The sequence below is a fragment of the Brevibacterium sp. HMSC063G07 genome (assembly GCF_001810665.1).
In the GTDB taxonomy this organism is placed as follows: domain Bacteria; phylum Actinomycetota; class Actinomycetes; order Actinomycetales; family Brevibacteriaceae; genus Brevibacterium.
Window position 1 is genome coordinate 1 of sequence record NZ_KV802346.1, and the last position, 17,646, is coordinate 17,646.

Annotated in this window: 19 protein-coding genes; 3 read left to right on the forward strand and 16 right to left on the reverse strand. The window is 64.0% G+C overall.

Features of this window, described 5'->3' with window-relative positions:
• The 4 genes from mutM to HMPREF2757_RS03905 form a co-directional block, all read right to left on the reverse strand.
• A partial coding sequence (gene mutM / locus HMPREF2757_RS03890) for a bifunctional DNA-formamidopyrimidine glycosylase/DNA-(apurinic or apyrimidinic site) lyase (RefSeq protein ID WP_070573550.1) occupies positions 1-877 on the reverse strand: 877 nt, incomplete at its 3' end.
• Positions 877-1,587: a ribonuclease III gene (rnc, locus tag HMPREF2757_RS03895; protein ID WP_070573553.1), complete on the reverse strand. Its 711-nt coding sequence runs from the start codon at positions 1,585-1,587 to the stop codon at positions 877-879. The genes mutM and rnc, both read right to left, overlap by 1 nt.
• 4 nt (positions 1,588-1,591) lie before the next feature.
• On the reverse strand, positions 1,592-1,795 hold the full coding sequence (gene rpmF, locus HMPREF2757_RS03900) for a 50S ribosomal protein L32 (RefSeq protein WP_019174811.1): 204 nt from the start codon (positions 1,793-1,795) through the stop codon (positions 1,592-1,594).
• A 2-nt stretch (positions 1,796-1,797) separates the two neighbouring features.
• On the reverse strand, positions 1,798-2,313 hold the full coding sequence (locus HMPREF2757_RS03905; protein ID WP_070573555.1) for a YceD family protein: 516 nt from the start codon (positions 2,311-2,313) through the stop codon (positions 1,798-1,800).
• A gap of 235 nt (positions 2,314-2,548) precedes the next feature.
• Between HMPREF2757_RS03905 and HMPREF2757_RS03910 the strand changes: the two genes are divergently transcribed.
• Both HMPREF2757_RS03910 and HMPREF2757_RS03915 read left to right on the forward strand, forming a co-directional pair.
• A complete protein-coding gene (locus tag HMPREF2757_RS03910) occupies positions 2,549-3,538 on the forward strand; it encodes a DUF808 domain-containing protein (protein ID WP_070573556.1) in 990 nt (329 codons plus the stop codon).
• Entirely contained in the window at positions 3,535-4,350 is an 816-nt protein-coding gene (locus HMPREF2757_RS03915) for an aspartate dehydrogenase domain-containing protein (protein ID WP_083304087.1), read from the forward strand. Before HMPREF2757_RS03910 ends, HMPREF2757_RS03915 begins: the two co-directional genes overlap by 4 nt.
• Positions 4,351-4,352: 2 nt before the next feature.
• Here HMPREF2757_RS03915 and HMPREF2757_RS03920 read toward each other — a convergent pair whose 3' ends face one another.
• Genes HMPREF2757_RS03920 through thiL form a run of 6 tightly spaced genes read right to left on the reverse strand, consistent with a single transcriptional unit; the run spans position 4,353 to position 11,426 of the window.
• Entirely contained in the window at positions 4,353-5,546 is a 1,194-nt protein-coding gene (locus tag HMPREF2757_RS03920; protein ID WP_070573558.1) for an MFS transporter, read from the reverse strand.
• Positions 5,547-5,549: 3 nt separating this feature from the next.
• Positions 5,550-6,035 carry a pantetheine-phosphate adenylyltransferase gene (gene coaD / locus HMPREF2757_RS03925; RefSeq protein WP_070573560.1) on the reverse strand — a complete coding sequence of 162 codons (486 nt, stop codon included), beginning with the start codon at positions 6,033-6,035 and terminating at the stop codon, positions 5,550-5,552.
• Positions 6,032-6,601 (reverse strand): 16S rRNA (guanine(966)-N(2))-methyltransferase RsmD, encoded by a 570-nt coding sequence (gene rsmD / locus HMPREF2757_RS03930; RefSeq protein WP_070573562.1) that lies wholly within the window; start codon positions 6,599-6,601, stop codon positions 6,032-6,034. Before rsmD ends, coaD begins: the two co-directional genes overlap by 4 nt.
• Positions 6,598-8,691, reverse strand: a complete 2,094-nt coding sequence (locus tag HMPREF2757_RS03935) for an ATP-dependent DNA helicase RecG (RefSeq protein ID WP_070573563.1) — start codon at positions 8,689-8,691, stop codon at positions 6,598-6,600. The genes rsmD and HMPREF2757_RS03935 overlap by 4 nt, the downstream gene beginning before the upstream one ends.
• Positions 8,688-10,328, reverse strand: coding sequence for a DAK2 domain-containing protein (locus HMPREF2757_RS03940; protein WP_070573565.1), 1,641 nt, complete (start codon positions 10,326-10,328; stop codon positions 8,688-8,690). The genes HMPREF2757_RS03935 and HMPREF2757_RS03940 overlap by 4 nt, the downstream gene beginning before the upstream one ends.
• Before the next feature lie 21 nt (positions 10,329-10,349).
• On the reverse strand, positions 10,350-11,426 hold the full coding sequence (gene thiL, locus HMPREF2757_RS03945) for a thiamine-phosphate kinase (RefSeq protein WP_083304088.1): 1,077 nt from the start codon (positions 11,424-11,426) through the stop codon (positions 10,350-10,352).
• A gap of 44 nt (positions 11,427-11,470) precedes the next feature.
• Here thiL and HMPREF2757_RS03950 point away from each other — a divergent pair, with 44 nt between their 5' ends.
• Complete coding sequence (locus tag HMPREF2757_RS03950; protein WP_070573567.1) at positions 11,471-11,953, forward strand: DUF3515 family protein; 483 nt, start codon at positions 11,471-11,473, stop codon at positions 11,951-11,953.
• 139 nt (positions 11,954-12,092) lie between these two features.
• Here HMPREF2757_RS03950 and HMPREF2757_RS03955 read toward each other — a convergent pair whose 3' ends face one another.
• From HMPREF2757_RS03955 to leuD, 6 genes are all read right to left on the reverse strand, one after another.
• Entirely contained in the window at positions 12,093-13,199 is a 1,107-nt protein-coding gene (locus tag HMPREF2757_RS03955; RefSeq protein ID WP_070573569.1) for a D-alanine--D-alanine ligase family protein, read from the reverse strand.
• Between the two features lie 8 nt (positions 13,200-13,207).
• Complete coding sequence (locus HMPREF2757_RS03960; RefSeq protein WP_070573571.1) at positions 13,208-13,735, reverse strand: YbhB/YbcL family Raf kinase inhibitor-like protein; 528 nt, start codon at positions 13,733-13,735, stop codon at positions 13,208-13,210.
• Positions 13,736-13,782: 47 nt separating this feature from the next.
• The gene (locus HMPREF2757_RS03965; RefSeq protein WP_083304089.1) at positions 13,783-14,787 is read right to left on the reverse strand and encodes an NAD(P)H-dependent glycerol-3-phosphate dehydrogenase; all 1,005 of its coding nucleotides are present in this window, start codon (positions 14,785-14,787) and stop codon (positions 13,783-13,785) included.
• Positions 14,784-15,554 (reverse strand): lysophospholipid acyltransferase family protein, encoded by a 771-nt coding sequence (locus tag HMPREF2757_RS03970; RefSeq protein WP_083304090.1) that lies wholly within the window; start codon positions 15,552-15,554, stop codon positions 14,784-14,786. Before HMPREF2757_RS03970 ends, HMPREF2757_RS03965 begins: the two co-directional genes overlap by 4 nt.
• Positions 15,551-16,870, reverse strand: coding sequence for a UDP-N-acetylglucosamine 1-carboxyvinyltransferase (gene murA / locus HMPREF2757_RS03975; RefSeq protein ID WP_070573575.1), 1,320 nt, complete (start codon positions 16,868-16,870; stop codon positions 15,551-15,553). Before murA ends, HMPREF2757_RS03970 begins: the two co-directional genes overlap by 4 nt.
• 160 nt (positions 16,871-17,030) lie before the next feature.
• Positions 17,031-17,636 (reverse strand): 3-isopropylmalate dehydratase small subunit, encoded by a 606-nt coding sequence (gene leuD / locus HMPREF2757_RS03980; protein ID WP_070573578.1) that lies wholly within the window; start codon positions 17,634-17,636, stop codon positions 17,031-17,033.
• Between the last annotated feature and the right edge of the window lie 10 nt (positions 17,637-17,646).

Consider the following 17,646-nt stretch of genomic DNA (forward strand, 5'->3'; position numbering starts at 1 on the left):
CGACGGCGCTGCGCCGAACGGTCGCCCCGCAGCGCGTGCACGGACCACCGGCTTTTCCGTACACTCCGAGGCTGCGGTCGAAGTATCCGGATTCGCCGTTGACATTGACATACAGCGAATCAAAGCTCGTTCCACCGGCTTCAATGGCCCGGGCCATGACTTCCCGAGCGGCGCGCAGAGTGTTTTCGATCCTGCTGATGCGCAGCCGGTCGGTGCGGGCGGCGGGGTGGACTCTCGCGGCGAAAAGCGCCTCGTCAGCGTAGATATTGCCGATTCCCGACACCAGACTCTGATCCAGCAGAGCCGCCTTGACAGCAACGCGCCGCCCTTTGAGCGTGCGGGCAAGGGCGGCCGCGTCGAAGCCCTCTTCAAAAGGATCCGGTGCAATCCGGGCCGCGGATGCTGCGACCAGACGCGGCGAACCAATCCCTGTCACAAGCGGTTCCAGGCCAATATGGCCGAAGATCCGCTGATCGACAAAGCGCATCTGCCACTGGGTCCCATCGGCTGAGCGCATGTCGAACACGGCGCGCGTGTGCCGGTGCATGGCTTCTGCGGCGGTGTGGATCCTCACCTGCCCTGACATGCCGAGGTGGAGGGCCACTGCCCAGCCGGACGGCACCTCGGCTGCGGAGTCGGGAAAGACGGTGCCTGCTGCCAGGGGCAGCCACATGAACTTGCCTCGGCGGCACGCCCCTTCGACAAGAGCTCCGGGCACAGCCGCAGTCAGCCTGTCAACGGCGGCGGGCTCGACAGTGCGCTGCGATGTTGTGCCCAGAATCCGCGGGTCGAGCACCCGCACCGCTTCTATCCGCGAACCGACCGCCCACGGTTCAAGCCCGGCACGGACGTGCTCGACCTCGGGCAGCTCCGGCATCAGGCGCGGGACCAGTCGGGGTGTTTGGCCCGAATCGCCTTGACAGCGGCTTCTGCTGCAGCGAGTTCGGCATTCTTCTTCGACGTGCCCTCACCGCTGCCCCACGTGGCTGTGCCCAGGCGGGCGTGCGCTGTGAAGACACGCGCGTGGTCGGGGCCCTCAGAGGTGATGTCGTAGGCAACAACCCCAAGGTTCAAGTCTGCGGCAGCTTCCTGCAGGGTGGTTTTGTAGTCCATGCCGGCGCCGAGGTTGACGGCGTCGTCGAGCATGGGGTCGACAAACCTGTGCACGAGGTCTTCCGCCGTCTGCCGGCCCTGGCTGATGTAGCAGGCGCCGATGATCGCTTCGACCGTGTCAGCGAGGATCGAGTCTTTGTTGCGTCCACCGGTGAGCTCTTCCCCTTTGCCCAGCAGCAGATAGTCGCCTATCCGGTACTGGCGGGCCACGGCTGCCAGGGCGCGGGTGTTGACGACAGCGGAGCGCATTTTCGCCAAACGCCCTTCGGCCATCGCCGGATTGTTGTGGAAGAGCCATTCGGTGGCCACCAGCTGCAGCACGGAGTCGCCCAGGAACTCCAGGCGCTCATTGGTGGGGATGCCGCCGTTTTCGAAGGCGTAGGAACGGTGTGTGAGTGAAAGACGAAGCGTCTCGAGATCAATGTCGATCCCGAGACGCTCGTTGAGTTCACGCAGATTCTGCGCTTGAGTCATAGTGTCAGGCGTCAGCGACCTTACGTCCCTTGTATTCAAGGAACAGAGGGTTGCCGTTGGAGTCTTCCACCAGCTTTGCGTGGTGGGGGCGCGAGTACACAACGCGACCGTTCTCCACAGTCTTGACCAGGCCGGGAACCTGAGCCTTCCACTGCGAACGACGGTGGCGGGTGTTGCTGCGCGACATCTTACGCTTCGGAACAGCCACGTCTAGCTCTCTTTCTTCTCTAACTGATGTTTCAGTGCCGCGAGGCGATCGTTGACCGATCCCGCTTCTTCGTCTTCGGGGAATTCGCCGACGGTGTACGAAAATTCACCGTCGCCGTCGGAGTTCACCGGGTTGAGCGGAAGCGCCATCACGACTGCATCGCGGATGAGCGGTTCGAGGTTGATCTTATCGCGTTCAACGGCGTAGGAGTCTTCATCTTCTCCAAGTTCGTAGACGAAAAGCTCCTGGACGTCGACCGACAGCGGCAGTTCGAGATCCTCAAGCGTCCGCGCGTCCTGACCTTTGGCCAGGGCTTCGAAGGTTCCCGAGGCGTAGATGCCGTCGACAACGCTTTCCAGCCGCAGACTGACCCTGAGCGGATCCCCTTCCGGGACGCCGATCATTTCGTTCCGCAGATCCTCAGGGGCGGCCACGGTCTCTTCGACGTCCGTCCACGCGCCGGGCTTGTCGGCAATGCCGAGCTTCCGCAGGTCGAGCTGCAGATCTTTGCGTTCCACGGCTCTTCCCCTTTCGCGTTTCCCAAGTGTCGATCACCGTCGAAATCAGTGCGCCCCTGATGACACACAGCGCTCTATCATAGTCCAGTCCGCCACGGCCGGGCAAATCACCTGCACACTGCGCACAAGAGCCTTTGCACACTGTTCTGTGCTCTGTCGCCGCGGCATCGGAATGGCTGCCGGCTTCTGCCCGTAGAATCGTTCTGACCCGCATTTCAACAGTGAGGACCCTCCCATGGCCGGTGGTCTTGCCGCCCTTCTTGACGATGTTGTCGCACTCTCGCGCGCAGCCGCCGCGTCCATCGACGACATCGGCGCGGCCGCCGGGCGCGCTTCGGCCAAGGCCGCCGGCGTTGTCGTCGACGACGCCGCTGTGACTCCGCGCTATGTCGACGGCTTTTCACCGGCCCGCGAACTTCCCGTGGTGTGGAAGATCGCCCGCGGGTCGATTATCAACAAACTCGTGTTCATCCTGCCTGCGATTATGCTGCTCAGCCAGTTTGTCCCCTGGGTGCTCACCCCTCTGCTCATGATCGGCGGACTCTATCTGAGCTATGAGGGTGCCGAGAAGCTGTGGGAGCTCGCGCTGGGCCGTTCGCAGGCGAAGGAAGCCCCTGCTGTCGAACGCGGTCCCGAACAGGAAAAGCAGATTGTCCGCGGCGCTGTGCGCACCGACTTCATCCTGTCGGCCGAAATCATGGTCATCGCGCTGTCCACGGTTGACCACATGGGCTTTTGGACCCGGCTTATCTCACTCGTTGCAGTCGCGCTGTTCATCACCGCTTTGGTCTACGGTGTCGTCGCCGTCATTGTGAAGATGGACGACATCGGCCTGCACCTGGCGCAGAAGCCGACAACCGAAAAGCTGGGACTCGGCATTGTGAAGGCCATGCCGATTGTCATGAAGACCCTGTCGATTGTCGGCGTCATCGCCATGCTGTGGGTCGGCGGACACATTCTGCTGGTCGGCATGCACGATCTGGGCTTCAGTCCCCTCTATGAGTTCGTCCACGCCTGTGAAACAGCTGTCGCCTCTGCGACCGGAGCATTCGGGGCCGCCCTGGGCTGGCTGGTCAACACGTTCTTTTCGGCAGTTTTGGGTGCAACAGCCGGCACGGTCGCCTTTTGGGCTCTCTACCCCGTGCTCCACAGAAAGGGCGAGGCGAATGCCGACGAAGACGACGCTGAGGCAGCCGGGCACGACTCTGCGGGGCGGACACAGTGAAAGCGCTGCTCATAGGCATGGGCACCATCGCCAACGACATTCGGAGTCTGCTTGAGAACCGCCCCGTTGAGCTGTGCGGAGCCGTCGTCCACCGTGACACCGACCGTAAGGCCGATATCCCGATCTTCAGCCAGGAGCGCCTGGAAGAGGCTGCTGAACGAGCCGATGTCATCGTTGAGTGCGCTGGTGGTGCCGCGGTGCGCGCCTACGCCCAGCGGATAGCCGCAATCGGCAAGCCCTTCGTACTGACCAGTGTTGGGGCCCTCGCCCACCAGCCGACTGCCCAGGCGCTGCTGGACATGCCTGACCTGGTGGTCACCAACGGCGCGATCGGCGGTTTCGACGTGCTGCGCTCGGCTGCTCTGCTCGGTTTTGACCGTGTGTCCATCACCACCACGAAAAAAGCGCCGACCCTCATACAGGACTGGATGAGCGAAGATGAGCGCACTCGGCTGGAGCAGCTGCCGGCGGGGCAGACTGCGCGCGTGTTTGACGGCGACCCGGCAGAGGCGATTGAGAAGTTCCCCTCGAACCTCAACGTGGCAACGGCGCTGGCATGGGCAACCGCCGAAAGAGATCTCTCCGACGGCCGTATTTCGCCCGAGTCCCTGCGGGCCTCGCTGGCCAGGGTGCGCGTTGAGCTGATCGGGAATGGATCGGATGATCCCACCTTCCACGACATCGAAGCGGCAGGACCCGCGGGTGACTTCACCTTCCGCATCTCCAGTGCGCCCTCACCGCACAACCCGTCGACGAGTGCACTCACTGCCATCTCGATCGTGGGCGACCTTCTGGACCTGGCAGGCAGCTGAGCTTAACGGTCAGACGCCTGGGCTGATTGCGGGCGCGGTGCCCGCATTGTGAGTCCTGCCGCCAGCACCAGCACCGAACCGGACAGGAAGAAAATCGAGCCGACCCCGGCGACGGACGCCGCAGCAGATGCCGCAACCGGCATGACCACCTGTGACAGCCGATTGCCCGCCAGGCGAATCGCCATAACAGCCGCCCGGTTGCCAGATGCCGCGAGCATCGACACCCACGTCATCGTCAGCGGCTGAGTCAGCCCGAAGGCGAAACCCGACACCACCATAATGAACACCAAAAACGGCACCCACACCCACAGGGGTATGGCAAGAACCGTGATCCCGGCAGCCAACGACGACAACCACAGCAGCAGCATCGAATCGAACCGAGCCGTCAGAGAACCCATAACAGCACGCGACACAATCGTGGCTATCGTGCGCACCGTGATGAGAGTGGTGACCACGACAACAGACAGGCCGTGTGCCTCTCCGATGACCGGCAGATAGGCGCTCATCAGATCAATGGCGGCCAGGGTGGCCATGGAGGCGAAAATCGCGGACTTCATGCCCGGAGTGCCCAGAAGCGTCAGCGGCGGAACCGCGGCAGCTTTCGCCTGGGCCTTGGCAACCCGCTTGGCGGCGGGACGGCGCATGACAACAAGCACACAGGGGAACGCAAGAACCGCGAGCGCGCACATCGCCCACAGCCCCGCCTCGGCATTCGGGCCGTCACCGCTGCTCGCCCAGGCAGCGACAGCCCCCGCAAGCGGCATGCCGAGCGTCTGCCCAATCGACACACCCAGCGTGAGAGTGCCGAAACGAGAATTGAGCTCTCCCGGACCAAAGGAAGCCGGAATGAACGCCTGCGACGACACCGTCATGAGCAGCTGTCCCAACCCCAGAAGCATCGAAAACAGCAGGAGAGCCGGTATCCCCGAACACAGTGCGGCACCAGCCAAAGCTGCAGTACAGGCAGCCGTACCCACCCAAAGGACAGGCACGTACAGGCCGCGGTCCACAAGCCTGCCGACCGCAAGTGCTGCAAACAGCGGAACGAACGAATAGGCCGTGACCATCAGACCGACGGCAAAAGCATCCCCGCCCTCAGCCAGGGTCTTATACGACACCATGACCTTCGCGGCATTGAACGTGCCGTGCAGAAGGACCGTGTGGAGAACGAGCCCGAAAAACCAGCCTGGGCGCACGGTCTACTGGTTCTTCACCGCGTCAAGTGCTGTGAGAACAGGGCTGGGCACCATAGATGAAACATCTCCGCCGAGTGCGTGCACTTCCCGAATGAGCGACGACGACACGTGCTCCAAACGCGGCGAGCCGGGCAGAAAAATGGTCTCGATATCCCCGATCTCGCTGTTCATCCGCGCCATCGGGAGCTCATAGGCATAGTCGGTGCCGCCTCGGATGCCCTTGACCACACCAACCGCACCCACCTCCCGGCAGTAGTCCACCAGCAGACCACCGGGCACATCGTCAATTGTGAGATTGTCAGGCCCGCCGGCTTCGGCGAGAGATTCGCGGATCAGCCGGACCCGCTCGGCAACGGGAAAGGTGCCGGTCTTATTCGGATTGTGCACAACGGCGAGCACAACCTCGTCAAAAAGCTTTGCCGCACGCAGCGCCACATCTATGTGTCCCAGGGTGATCGGGTCGTAGGAGCCCGGGCAGACGACCTTCATTCTCCGCTCCTCTCAACAAGCCACAGCGCGGTTTCGCCGTGAAGAGACTTCGCGTACACGCTAAGACTATGCGGCAGCTGCGGCTGGGGCGAGCGTGAGCTTCGCTCTATGACAAGAAGCGAGGCGTCATCTTTCAGAAGTCCCGCGGCTGTTTCGAGCAGCTGGGCGAGTTCTGGTTCCCCCAGCGGGTAGGGCGGGTCGGCGAAGATAAGATCAAAGCGCTCGTCGGAACCCGCAAGGGCTTCGATGGCCGGTTGGGCCGCGCGCACCTGCACGGAACAGCTGTCGTCGAGATCGAGGGCGCGGATGTTCTTCTTCACGACCTGAGCCGCCTTGTCGGCGCGCTCAACAAACACTGCCCGGGTGGCACCTCGGGAGATCGCTTCGAGGCCCAGGGCTCCGGAACCGGCGAACAGGTCAAGGACGTTTGAGTCGGCGAGCATTCCCAGAGAGTCCAGGCGGGCGAAAAGTGATTCGCGCACCCGGTCCGAGGTGGGGCGAGTGTCAGAGCCGGACGGGGTTTCGATCCTGCGTCCGCCCAGGCGGCCGGCGATGATGCGGGTCATGAAACCTCCATGAGGTCATCGCCCGCGAGGTCATCAACATAGGCCCGCAGTTCGGGTGTTCCGTCCGGGTGAGCATCCATATAGGCGTGCGCGGCGGTGCGAGCCGCAGCGACAATACCCTCGTCGCGCAGCACCCGCAGATAGCGCAGCGAACTGCGCGAACCCCACTGGCCGCGGCCCAGAACATCGCCTTCGCGGCGGTTGTCGACATCGTGTTCGGCAATCCGGAAGCCGTCCAAGGTGCTGGCGACCGTGGTCAGCCGTCCCACCGCCTCGTCCTCCGTGGTGCGCGAGGTCACGAGGAAGCAGATCGCCTGCTGGCCGTCACGGCCGATCCGCCCTCGCAGCTGGTGGAGTGTGGCCAGGCCGAAGCAGTCGGCATCGAGGATGACCATGGCGCGCGCTCGGTGGACGTCCACCCCGACCTCGATGACGGTCGTGGAGACGAGAACGTCGATGTCGCCTGCCGTGAATTCCGCCATGACGGCGTCTTTGTCTTCCTGCGACATCTGTCCGTGCAGTGCCTCAACCCGGCGGCCGGCCAGCCGGGGAACAGAGTTGATTGCGGCGAGCGCAGAGTCGATGCCGAACAGCTCTGGATCGTCCTCAATCCGACTGACGACGACGTAGGCCTGCAGCCCCGCCTCGACGTGTTCGGCCACGACCTCCCACACGCGATCCATCCAGTGCGGGTGGGTGCCGAGAGCGACAACGTGGGTGGCGATCTTTTTCGGCCCGCCCGGCATGTCCGTCAGAGTGGACACGTCGAGGTCACCGAAGACCGTCATGGCTACCGTCCGCGGGATCGGAGTTGCGGTCATGACGAGAGCGTGCGGGATGACTCCCCCGGCTTTTGTGCGCAGGGCTTCGCGCTGGTTGACGCCGAAGCGGTGCTGTTCGTCGATCACGACCAGGCCGAGGGCCGCAAAGATCGTCGTTTCCGACAGCAGCGCGTGGGTGCCGACGATGATGTCGATCTGCCCGCTGGCCAAATCCAGCAGGGTGGTGCGCCGCTGAGCCTGCGGTGTCGAACCTGTCAGCAGCGCAATCCGCACCCCTTCGGCACGCGAGAAAAGGGTGTCATCGGTGCGCAGCTGACCGAGCATGCGGGAGAAGCTCTCAAAGTGCTGTGCCGCGAGAACTTCCGTGGGAGCCATAATCGCCGCCTGCCGACCGGAGTCAACCGCCTGCAGCATTGCCCGCATTGCCACGAGAGTCTTACCCGAACCGACGTCACCGTGCAGAAGCCGGTTCATGGGCGAATCCGAATCGAGATCGCGCGAGATCTCCGTGCCCGCCCGCCGCTGCGATTTGGTCAGCGACCACGGCAGGGACTCATCGAAAGCGGCCAGCAGCCCGTCGACCTTGCCGGGCAGGCGAACGGACTGTTCGGCCTTAGCCCGCTGCCGCCGACCGTAGAGTTCCGCCTGCAGGGCAAAGGCCTCTTCGAAGCGGAAGCGCGCCATGGCTTCTTTCACATCGGACTCGCTGCCGGGGCGGTGAATCATGGTGAGGGCCTGGCGAAGACCGGGCAGGCCGTGGTCGACGAGCACTTCTGCGGGGATGGGGTCTGCGAAGTCTTCTGGGCCGAGGGCATCGAGGACGGTGCGGATGGTTTTGGCCAGCCGATCGGATGCGAACTGTTTGCTTGACCGGTAGATGGGGATGGGATTTTCGATGTCGCCGCGGTCGATGTAGTCCTCGTGTCCCAGCCAGCGGGGATTCTGAATCTGCAGGGAGTTTCGGTAGACCTTGATGTCGCCGGTCAGGACCATGCGGGTGCCGGTCTTGAGCTGTTCTGCGAGGTATTTCTGGTTGAAGAAGGTCGCAGTGATCTTGGCGTGTTCGTCTGCCAGTGTCACTTCGGTGATGGTGCCGCGCCGGTTGCGCATGGGCCTGGTGTTCACCGATTGGATGGTGGCGTAGACGATTGCTGTCTGCCCAGCCTCCAGTCGACTGATTTCGGTGACGGTGCCGGGGTGGATGTAGGTGCGCGGGAAGTACCGCAGCAGTTCGCCGACCGTGCTGACGCCCAGCTTGGCGAGCGCTTTTTCATCACGGCTGCTGACGAAGTCTGTCAGTGTTGTCATTCCACACCCACATCAGCGCAGACCCCGCTGAGGTCAGAATCGAAGATTTCGGCTTCCGCCTGCGGGTAGGTGCTGCGGACGGCGGCTTCTATCGCCCCCCGCATGTGCGGAGCTGCCTGCTGGCCGTAGCTGATGGTGATGAGTTCGGGGTCACCTTCTGGGGCCAGACGCGCAATGGCCTCGACGATGGCAGCTTCCGGAGTGTGTTCAATGAAGAGGATGCGGCCCTCGGACAGGACCAGCACATCGGTTTTCGAATACACCAGCGGGCCGGCTGCGGACTGTCCGGCAAAGCACAGCCTGCGGATGTCGATTCCAGCCGCATCGGCCATGTCGTCTGCGACTTCGGCGGCGTCTGCGTTCGGGTCGAATACCGCCAGTGCGCTGACCATCGAAATGGGACTGCCGGTGGTGATCGCGTGAACCCCGTCAGCGGCTGCGGCGTTGATGGCGGCTTGCCCTTCGGGGCTGTCGGCAACGAGCACCGTCGTGTTGCCGTCAGAGACAACGTCAAGCAGGGTGTGCGCCTGTCGGCCGCGGTCCAGCAGGACGGCGACCGCCCCTGTCAGCGCGGCCCGCAGCATGAGCGGCGCTGTGGAAACCGCAGCCGCTGCGCGCAGCGGCCCGTGGTCTGCTCCGTTCACCAGATCTTCGGCCCGCAGCTGCGCCAGCCCGTACTGTTCAACCTCGCGCAGAACGCGCAGCGCGTGGTCTTCATTCTTCACGTGCACGTGCACCATGGGCCACGAAATGACAACCGAGCGGGCATCAGCCTTCGCGAGAATGCGTTTGAGAGGGCGTGTTCGATCCTTGCTGTCGCTGAGTGTGAACACGAGTTCCAAAGTGTCGGCCCCAGCGGCAGCCTGCCCCGCGGCACCGGCCCCTCGGGCACTGGCAGCACCGTCCTCGTGCGGCCTGCACCCCAGCTCTCCGCTGGTGACTTTCGGCGGGACTGCCGTCAGATTCGCGGTGGGACTGGCGGCTTCGCCGACCGCTCCCCCGGTGACGGTGAGGTACAGCAGGTCGAAGATCTCAACAATTCCGGTGGCGCCGGCGTCGACGACCTGCGCCTGACCGAGCACGTCCAGCTGCCCCGTTGTGTCCCGCAGCGCGGCAATCGAGCAGGCCCGCACCGCCTCAATCTGCTCAACCAGTCCCGCACCCCTATCAGCCTGTGCGCGGGCGGTTTCAGCCATTGCGTGCAGCACCGTCAGCATTGTGCCGTGGGTCGGTTCGGCAATCGCATCCTGTGCCCGCTGTGCGGCCAGTTCAATTGCCGAGGCAAAGCGATCGGGCGTGAGACTGCCGTCGGCAAGCTGCGCCTGACCGAGCTCGTCGGCCACTCCCCGCAGGGCCACAGCCAGGATGAGACCCGAATTGCCCCGGGCACCGCGCAGCGCACCGGCGGCCATCGCCTCGACCACTTGGGGAAGAGTCGCCGACCCGTCGAGGGCTTCAACTGCACTGTAAGCGGATTTCACGGTCGCGTACATGTTCGAACCCGTGTCACCGTCAGCCACCGGGAACACGTTGATGGAGTCAATGCTGTTGCGCTGGCGGCGCATCCGATCCACTGCCTGCCGCGCCCAGCGGGCAGCCAGCAGTCCGCCCAAGCGCATGCTGTTGTCGTTTGCCATGTCCGTTTCCGCCAAGCCGTGTCAGAAGTGTCGATAGGCGCTGTCAGCTGCCGAGCGGGTGCCCACGAGGACATCCGGCTGGCCTTCTTCGCACGCGCCGATTCGCGTCCACCCTACCGGAGCGGAGTCGGCTGGGCCGCAGGCGAGGAAACCATGGTCTTCCCCACCGCCGAGCACCCATTCGCGGGCGACTTCCGGGGTGCCCAGGTGCTGTGCTGCCGGCAGCAGCGGCTCAGCAAGTCGCTCAACAGCGGCTTCATCCAAGCGGATGCGCACACCGGAGGCTCGGGCAACGCGGCCCAAGTCGCCGACCAAACCATCCGAGGCGTCGATCCCGGCTGCCGCCCACCTCGCCAGGTCCCGCACCGCCGCATAATCAGGGCGAGGCGCCAACTGCACCTCGATAAACGGGTCGAGCCGGGGGTCATCTCCCAGCCGCACTCCGGCAAAGAGCAGAGCGAGTCCCGCAGCCGCCCAGCCGACGGTTCCGGCAAGGAACACATCGTGGCCGGGCTCGGCCGCAATCCGTGTGACCGGGGTCAGGCCCCGGTCGAGAAAACCCAGTGCCGTCACAGTCGAGGTGAGACAAGCCGAAGACGACAGGTCTCCCCCGATTACAGAAGCTCCGCCTCGTGCGGCTTCGTCAGCCAACCCCTGCGCCAACAGGCGGACCGTGCTGACGGGGGTGTCATCTGGGGCTGCCAGAGCCAGCAGCAGACCGTGCGGCTGCGCACCCATGGAGCAGATGTCGGCGAGGTTCTGTGCGGCGGCTTTCACGCCCAGTCTGTAGGGGTCGAACCATTCGGGCAGGAAGTCAGCACCCTCGGTGAGGATGTCGACGCTGGACACCAGATTTCCTTGCGCCCGGGACACGGCGGCGTCGTCGCCGGGGCCGACGATCAGCCCGGAGGCAGGTTCCGACGCCTGCCCCAGAACCGAGAAGATCTGGTCGAGAACCCCGTCTTCGCCGACATCGCTCAGGTTCAGATCTGCAGGGTCGGGACTGCATTGGGACGCGGAGCCAGAGCTCGCGACGTTGGCTGTGCCGTCGCTGGTCTCGGGTTCGGCGGACCCCGGATGGTTCGGCTTGCTGGACATGGGCCTCAGCCTAGTGCGAAACGGCGGGCGATACCCTTAATGACATGGTTTTGAGGAAGCTCTCCGCCGCAGCCATCGGCCTTTCGACGGTTGTCGGGCTGTCGGCGTGTGCGCCGGTTGTCGTCGTCGAACCGCAGCCGCACGCAACTGACCCGGCCTGTGCCGACGTCATGCTGCGGCTGCCGGAGGTCATCGGCGAACACGAGAAGCGCCGCGCGTCTTCCCAGGCCACAGCCGCGTGGGGTGACCCAAGCGCCGTTGTTCTGCGCTGCGGCGGGGAAATGCCCGCCCCGTCGACCGACCACTGTGTGCGCACTGACGACGTCGATTGGGTCTCCCGCGAAGGCGAAGGAGACACGTGGACTTTTGAATCCTACGGCCGCAGCCCCTCCGTTGAGATCACGCTCGACACCACGCAGGCTGCCGGCGCTGAGGCTTTGTCGGCTCTGTCAGCTGCCGTCAAGCAGATCGAAGCGCAGCGCGAATGTGTTGGAGCCGAGGACGTAGGCGGCAAAGCCGAAGGCTGAGGCTCTTTGCCCAGCCCACCGCGCCCAAATCTGCTGGTCAGGGGAAACATTGAGGCGAAATCGCACGGATCGCCTCGTTGTGTTGTCTAATCAGCAGAATTCAGTTTGGCGGGCGCGGCCCACTCCCCCGGCCCAGCTTTCACCGCCGGTCGACGTCGACGAGCGCGATCTCGATAAGCCGTGAAATGAGTTCGGAGTAGCTCACTCCGGACTTGCCCATCATGTGCGGATATCCCGATGTCGGGGTGAAGCCCGGCGACGTGTTGATCTCATTGACAAGCACGGTCCCGTCGGCTTGCACAAATGTGTCGACCCTGGTCAGTCCGGAGCACTCAAAAGCGCGGAACGTGGCTTCTGCGATGTCCTGCACCGTACGAGCGGCGTCATCAGGAATGTCTGCGGGAGCCTCCAGGCGGACATCGTCCGCGGAAAGGTACTTGGCCTCGAAGTCGTAGAATTCGTGGTCCCCGGAGATGACGATCTCACCCGGCACGGACGCGGTGAGTTCGTCGTCCCAGTGGGAGCCCAGAACCGCGCACTCGATTTCACGGCCGTCAATGCCGGGTTCGACAATGACCTTGTGATCGTGTTCGAGGCCCTCTTCCATAGCCGCGTCGAGGTCTTCGGCGGACCCGACTTTGCTGATCCCGACAGAGGATCCGGCCCGAGCCGGTTTGACGAAGACCGGCAGCCCCAGCTCAGCTATCCGCGCCCGCACCCCGGCGGGGTCATCTGCCCACTGTTTCGCGGTCACGGTCTGCCACTCAGCCGTGGGAATCCCAGCCGAACGCAGCACGGTCTTCATGAAGTGCTTGTCCATGCCCGCGGCCGAGGTGAGCACACCGGGTCCGACAAAGGGAACGCCTTTGAGCTCCAGCAGTCCCTGCAGCGTGCCGTCTTCGCCGAACTGACCGTGCAGCACGGGGAAGAAGACATCGATCTCACCAAGATCTCGAACAGCGCCGTCGGCGGTGCGCTCAAGCAGCGAAGCACCCTGCGTGGACGGCGACACGAAGACAGCCGAACCGTTCTCTTCGACTTCTGGCATTGCGCCGTCGGCAAAGCTGAAGGCGGTCGGGTCTTCGACCGTGACCCAGGTGCCGTTCTTGGTGATGCCGATGGGCACGGGACGGTACCTGTCCGGGTCAAGGGCGCCGATGACGCCGGCTGCGCTGACGCAGCTGACCGAGTGTTCACTGGAACGACCGCCGAAGAGAACGGCGACGGTGGTGCGCGGGGTGCTCATAGGGGCTCTCAGAGTTCGTAGTGCGTTTCGATCCAGGCGCGCCCGATCGACTTGAAGAAGATGTTGAAGCCGACGAAGGCCGGTGTCGCGTTTTCGTCAACGCCCAGCGGCTCCGACAGAGCGTGGACGATGAAGAAATACCGGTGAGGACCGTGGCCTTCCGGCGGTGCGGCCCCGACAAAGCGGCGGTCACCGGCGTCGTTGCGGACCGTGACTGAGCCTGCTGGCATAAGCCCCGCCTCGGGATTTCCGGCATCGGCCGGAAGCGAGGTGACGGTTCCGGGAATATCGGCGACAGTCCAGTGCCAAAAGCCGGATCCGGTGGGTGCATCCGGGTCGTAGCAGGTGACGGCAAAGGCCTTGGTCTCTTCGGGGAAGCCGCTCCACGAAAGCTGTGGAGATACGTCTTCGCCGCCGTCAACGCCCATGAGCCCAGAGGCCTGAGCCTGCGGAAGGCGCTGCCCTTCGGCTACATCGGTGCTGGTCAGTTCGAAACGCGGTACGTCGTTGAGCCTGGCAAAAGGTGAGTTCGGCATTGTTCCTCCTCTGTTGGGCTTGCGCGGCCAGCCTATCCGCCCGGCCTTCAGATGCTCTGTGATTCGTCTTTGCGCTTGCGGGCAAGGAGCAGGCCTGCGACATCGTCAACGTGCAGGCGCCCGTCGATGACTGCGGACACAGCCTGTGTGATGGGCAGGTCGACGTTGTGTGCTGCGCCGAGTCCCAGCACCGCGGGGGCTGATTTGACGCCTTCGGCGGTCTGCTTGGTCTTTTCTGCGGCTTCTTCGACACTGAGGCCTTCGCCCATCAGACGGCCGAAAGAGCGGTTGCGCGACAGGGGTGAGGCACACGTGGCAACGAGGTCGCCCATTCCGGCAAGACCGGCCAGAGTGTGCGCCTGTGCTCCCATCACCAGACCCAGACGGGTGATTTCCGCCAGGCCGCGGGTGATGATCGACGCCTTCGAATTGTCGCCGAGCCCCTGACCGTCGGCAACGCCGACTGCCAGCGCGATGATGTTCTTCACGGCGCCGCCGAATTCGACTCCGACAACATCGGAGTTCGTATACGGGCGGAAGTAGGAGTTTGCGCTGCGCCGGGCGATTTCCTCCGCGTTTTCAGGGCAGGAGCACGCAACAACCGTCGCGGTCGGCTGATGTTCGGCGATTTCACGGGCCAGGTTGGGTCCAGACACCACGGCGATCTGCTTGTCGTCAAAGCCGGTGACTTCTGCGATGACCTGGCTCATGCGCAGGCCGGTGTCCAGTTCGATGCCCTTCATGAGGCTGACGATGATCGCGCTGGGCCGAATGTGGTCTTTCCACTGCTGAAGGTTCTCCCGCAGCGACTGCGCGGGAACGGCGAGCACAACGACTTCGGCATCGCGCAGTGCTTCCACGGGGTCGCTGGTGGCACTGACCCGATCGTTGAAGCGAATGCCCGGCAGGTACTTGGAGTTCGTGTGCTCTTCCCGCAGTTCGCGGGCAGCCTCTTCCGAACGCGCCCAGACAGTCACGGGGAACCCCGCGTCGGCAATCACACCGGCATAGGTTGTTCCCCACGATCCGGCGCCCATGACGGCTGTTGTCACGCTTTCCTCCATTCAAGTGCAGTGCGGAACCGATCGGGCACTGCCTCTCCGCGCAGATCGGCCAGCTGAGAGGCGATGCGAGCGGTGATGTGCTCGGTCAGCGACACGACGTTGTCCTGAGTGTCAGGGACGCTTTCGGTGACGATCGGCTCGGAGAAGTCTACGGTCATCACGCGGCCTGGTCCAAGCTTCGGGCGCAGAGATTTGCCCGGCAGCGCATCCTGCACACCCCAGTGGGCAGCGGTGATGATCGGCGTGCCCGTCTGCAGGGCCAGCCTCGCGGTGCCGGACTTCGACGGTCCGGGCCACATGTCGGGGTCCTTTGTGTGGGTGCCCTCGGGATAGATGGTGACTGTTTGGCCAGCGGCGAGAGCAGCTTTTGCATACGCCAGGGAGTCCCCTGCCTCGCGGGACCCGCGGACCACCGGGATCTGGCCCAGAGTGCGGGTCAGCAGTCCCACGGGGAACGTGAACAGGGTGTGTTTGGCCATAAAACGCGGCAGCCTGCCCTGGTTGTATATGGCCACGCCCACGACCAGCGGGTCAAGGTTCGACTGGTGGTAGGAGGCGATAATGAGCGGACCGTCCTGCGGGATGTTTTCGGCACCGCGGACGGCGATCTTTCCCAGGGGGCGGAGAGCTCCGCGCACCACAGGAGCGAGAAGTGACGCCCGCCGGTGCTGGCGCTGGGTCGACTTCGGGTCGTAGGAGACTTCGAAGCCGAGGCTTCCCCTCGGTTCACCCCCGCTGCTTTGGTCTTTGCTCACGACAGGCTCACCTGGGCCCCCAGGCCGCCGAGCTTGGCGATGAAGTCTTCGTAGCCGCGATTGATGATCTCGATTCCGGACACTTCTGACCGGCCCTCGGCGGCAAGCGCGGCAATGATGTGGGAGAACCCTCCGCGCAGATCGGGCACGTCGATGTTTGCGCTCTTAAGCGGTGTGGGCCCGTAGATCACAGCGGAGTGGCGGAAGTTGCGCTGTCCGAAGCGGCAGGGTGTGCCGCCGAGGCATTCACGGTACAGCTGGATCTGCGCGCCCATTTTGACAAGCGCACCCGTGAATCCCAGCCGGTTTTCGTACACGGTTTCGTGCAGGATCGACAGACCGGTGGCCTGTGTGAGTGCTACGACGAAGGGCTGCTGCCAGTCGGTCATGAAGCCCGGGTGGACCGCTGTTTCCAGTGCCAGCGACTGCAGGCGCCCGCCGGGGTGGGTGAACCGGATGCCGTTTTCCTTCACTGTGAACTGCCCGCCGGCTTTGCGGAAGGTGTTGAGGAAGGTCAGCATGCTGGGCTGGTCTGCGCCTTCGACGAAGATGTCGCCGCCGGTTGCCAGAGCCGCAGAAGCCCACGATGCCGCTTCGATCCTGTCCGGCAGCGCCCGGTGGGTGTAGCCGCTGAGTGAGTCGACTCCCTCGATCCGAATGACCCGGTCTGTGTCGACCGAGATGATGGCGCCCATTTTCTGCAGAATGGCCACCAGGTCGAGGATTTCGGGTTCGACAGCGGCGTTTTTGAGCTCGGTCAGGCCCTGGGCGCGCACCGCGGTGAGCAGCACCTGTTCTGTTGCGCCCACCGACGGATAGGGCAGTTCGACTTTGGTTCCGGCAAGTCGAGTGGGTGCGGTGAGGCTGATGCCGCCTGCGGTCTTTTCGATCTGCGCACCGAAAGAGCGCAGAACGTCGAGGTGGAAGTCAATGGGCCGGTCTCCGATTCGGCAGCCGCCGAGGTCGGGAATGAAGGCGCGTCCCAACCGGTGCAGCAGCGGACCGCAGAAGAGAATCGGGATGCGCGACGAGCCCGCGTGGGCGTCGATGTCTGCGACTGATCCCTGTTCGACGCGCGAGGGGTCCATGCGCAGCTCTCCGTCGGGGCGGTCACCGTCGGGATGCTGGGTGACGCTGACCCCGTGGAGTTCGAGAAGTCCGGTGACAATGTCGACGTCGCTGATTCGCGGCACCCCGCGCAGCGCCGATGGCGTGTCCGCCAGAAGACTGGCCACCATCGCCTTGGGCACCAGGTTCTTTGCGCCTCTGACGCGAACGGTGCCTGTGAGCGGATTGCCGCCGTTGACCTCGAGCATGTTCCTCCTGTACTTCTGCGTATCAGCCGGACTCTATGCTATCCGGTACGGCTGAGGCCCAGGACCTTCAGTGGGTGTCGGTCCTGGGCCTTGCGCGTTTGGTGCTCTCTGCCCTGCCCTGTCTGGCCTGCCCGTCGTCTGAAGCGCAGCTGCGCCCGGGTCAGTCTTCCGTGCGGGCCGGCAGCGTCAGCGGCTTGTAGCTTGGCCGCTGTGCTTCAAAAGCGTCGATTGCGTCGGCATCGCGCAGGGTCAGGCTGATGTCGTCGAGGCCTTCCATCAGCCGCCAGCGGGTGAAGTCGTCAATCTGGAACGGCACCGTGACGGTCTCAGCCGACACGGTCTTCGTTTCGAGGTCTACCGTGACTTCCGCGTTCGGGTTGTTGTCGATGACCTTCCACAGCAGTTCGATGTCGGACTGTTCAAGCTGTGCTGCGACGAGGCCGTTTTTGCCCGCATTGGACCTGAAGATGTCGGCAAAGCGGCTGGAGAGCACGGCTTTGAACCCGTAGTCTTTCAGCGCCCACGCTGCGTGTTCGCGGCTGGAGCCCGTCCCGAAGTCCGGCCCAGCGATGAGCACGGATCCACCCGAGAACGGTTCGCGATTGAGGATGAACTCGGGATCTTTGCGCCAGTGGGCAAACAGTGCGTCGTCAAAGCCGGTCTTGGTCACCCGTTTGAGGTAGACCGCCGGGATGATCTGGTCGGTGTCGACGTTCGAGCGGCGCAGCGGTACGCCGATCCCGGTGTGCTTGGTGATCTTCTTCACAGCTTTCCTC

What these genes read in the sequence shown, in the direction of transcription:
- rnc (WP_070573553.1), bottom strand. Translation starts at nt 1,587, where the DNA reads ATGACTCAAGCGCAGAATCTGCGTGAACTCAACGAGCGTCTCGGGATC.
- HMPREF2757_RS03910 (WP_070573556.1), top strand. Translation starts at nt 2,549, where the DNA reads ATGGCCGGTGGTCTTGCCGCCCTTCTTGACGATGTTGTCGCACTCTCG.
- coaD (WP_070573560.1), bottom strand. Translation starts at nt 6,035, where the DNA reads ATGAAGGTCGTCTGCCCGGGCTCCTACGACCCGATCACCCTGGGACAC.
- rsmD (WP_070573562.1), bottom strand. Translation starts at nt 6,601, where the DNA reads ATGACCCGCATCATCGCCGGCCGCCTGGGCGGACGCAGGATCGAAACC.
- HMPREF2757_RS03935 (WP_070573563.1), bottom strand. Translation starts at nt 8,691, where the DNA reads ATGACAACACTGACAGACTTCGTCAGCAGCCGTGATGAAAAAGCGCTC.
- HMPREF2757_RS03940 (WP_070573565.1), bottom strand. Translation starts at nt 10,328, where the DNA reads ATGGCAAACGACAACAGCATGCGCTTGGGCGGACTGCTGGCTGCCCGC.
- thiL (WP_083304088.1), bottom strand. Translation starts at nt 11,426, where the DNA reads ATGTCCAGCAAGCCGAACCATCCGGGGTCCGCCGAACCCGAGACCAGC.
- HMPREF2757_RS03950 (WP_070573567.1), top strand. Translation starts at nt 11,471, where the DNA reads ATGGTTTTGAGGAAGCTCTCCGCCGCAGCCATCGGCCTTTCGACGGTT.
- HMPREF2757_RS03955 (WP_070573569.1), bottom strand. Translation starts at nt 13,199, where the DNA reads ATGAGCACCCCGCGCACCACCGTCGCCGTTCTCTTCGGCGGTCGTTCC.
- HMPREF2757_RS03960 (WP_070573571.1), bottom strand. Translation starts at nt 13,735, where the DNA reads ATGCCGAACTCACCTTTTGCCAGGCTCAACGACGTACCGCGTTTCGAA.
- murA (WP_070573575.1), bottom strand. Translation starts at nt 16,870, where the DNA reads ATGCTCGAGGTCAACGGCGGCAATCCGCTCACAGGCACCGTTCGCGTC.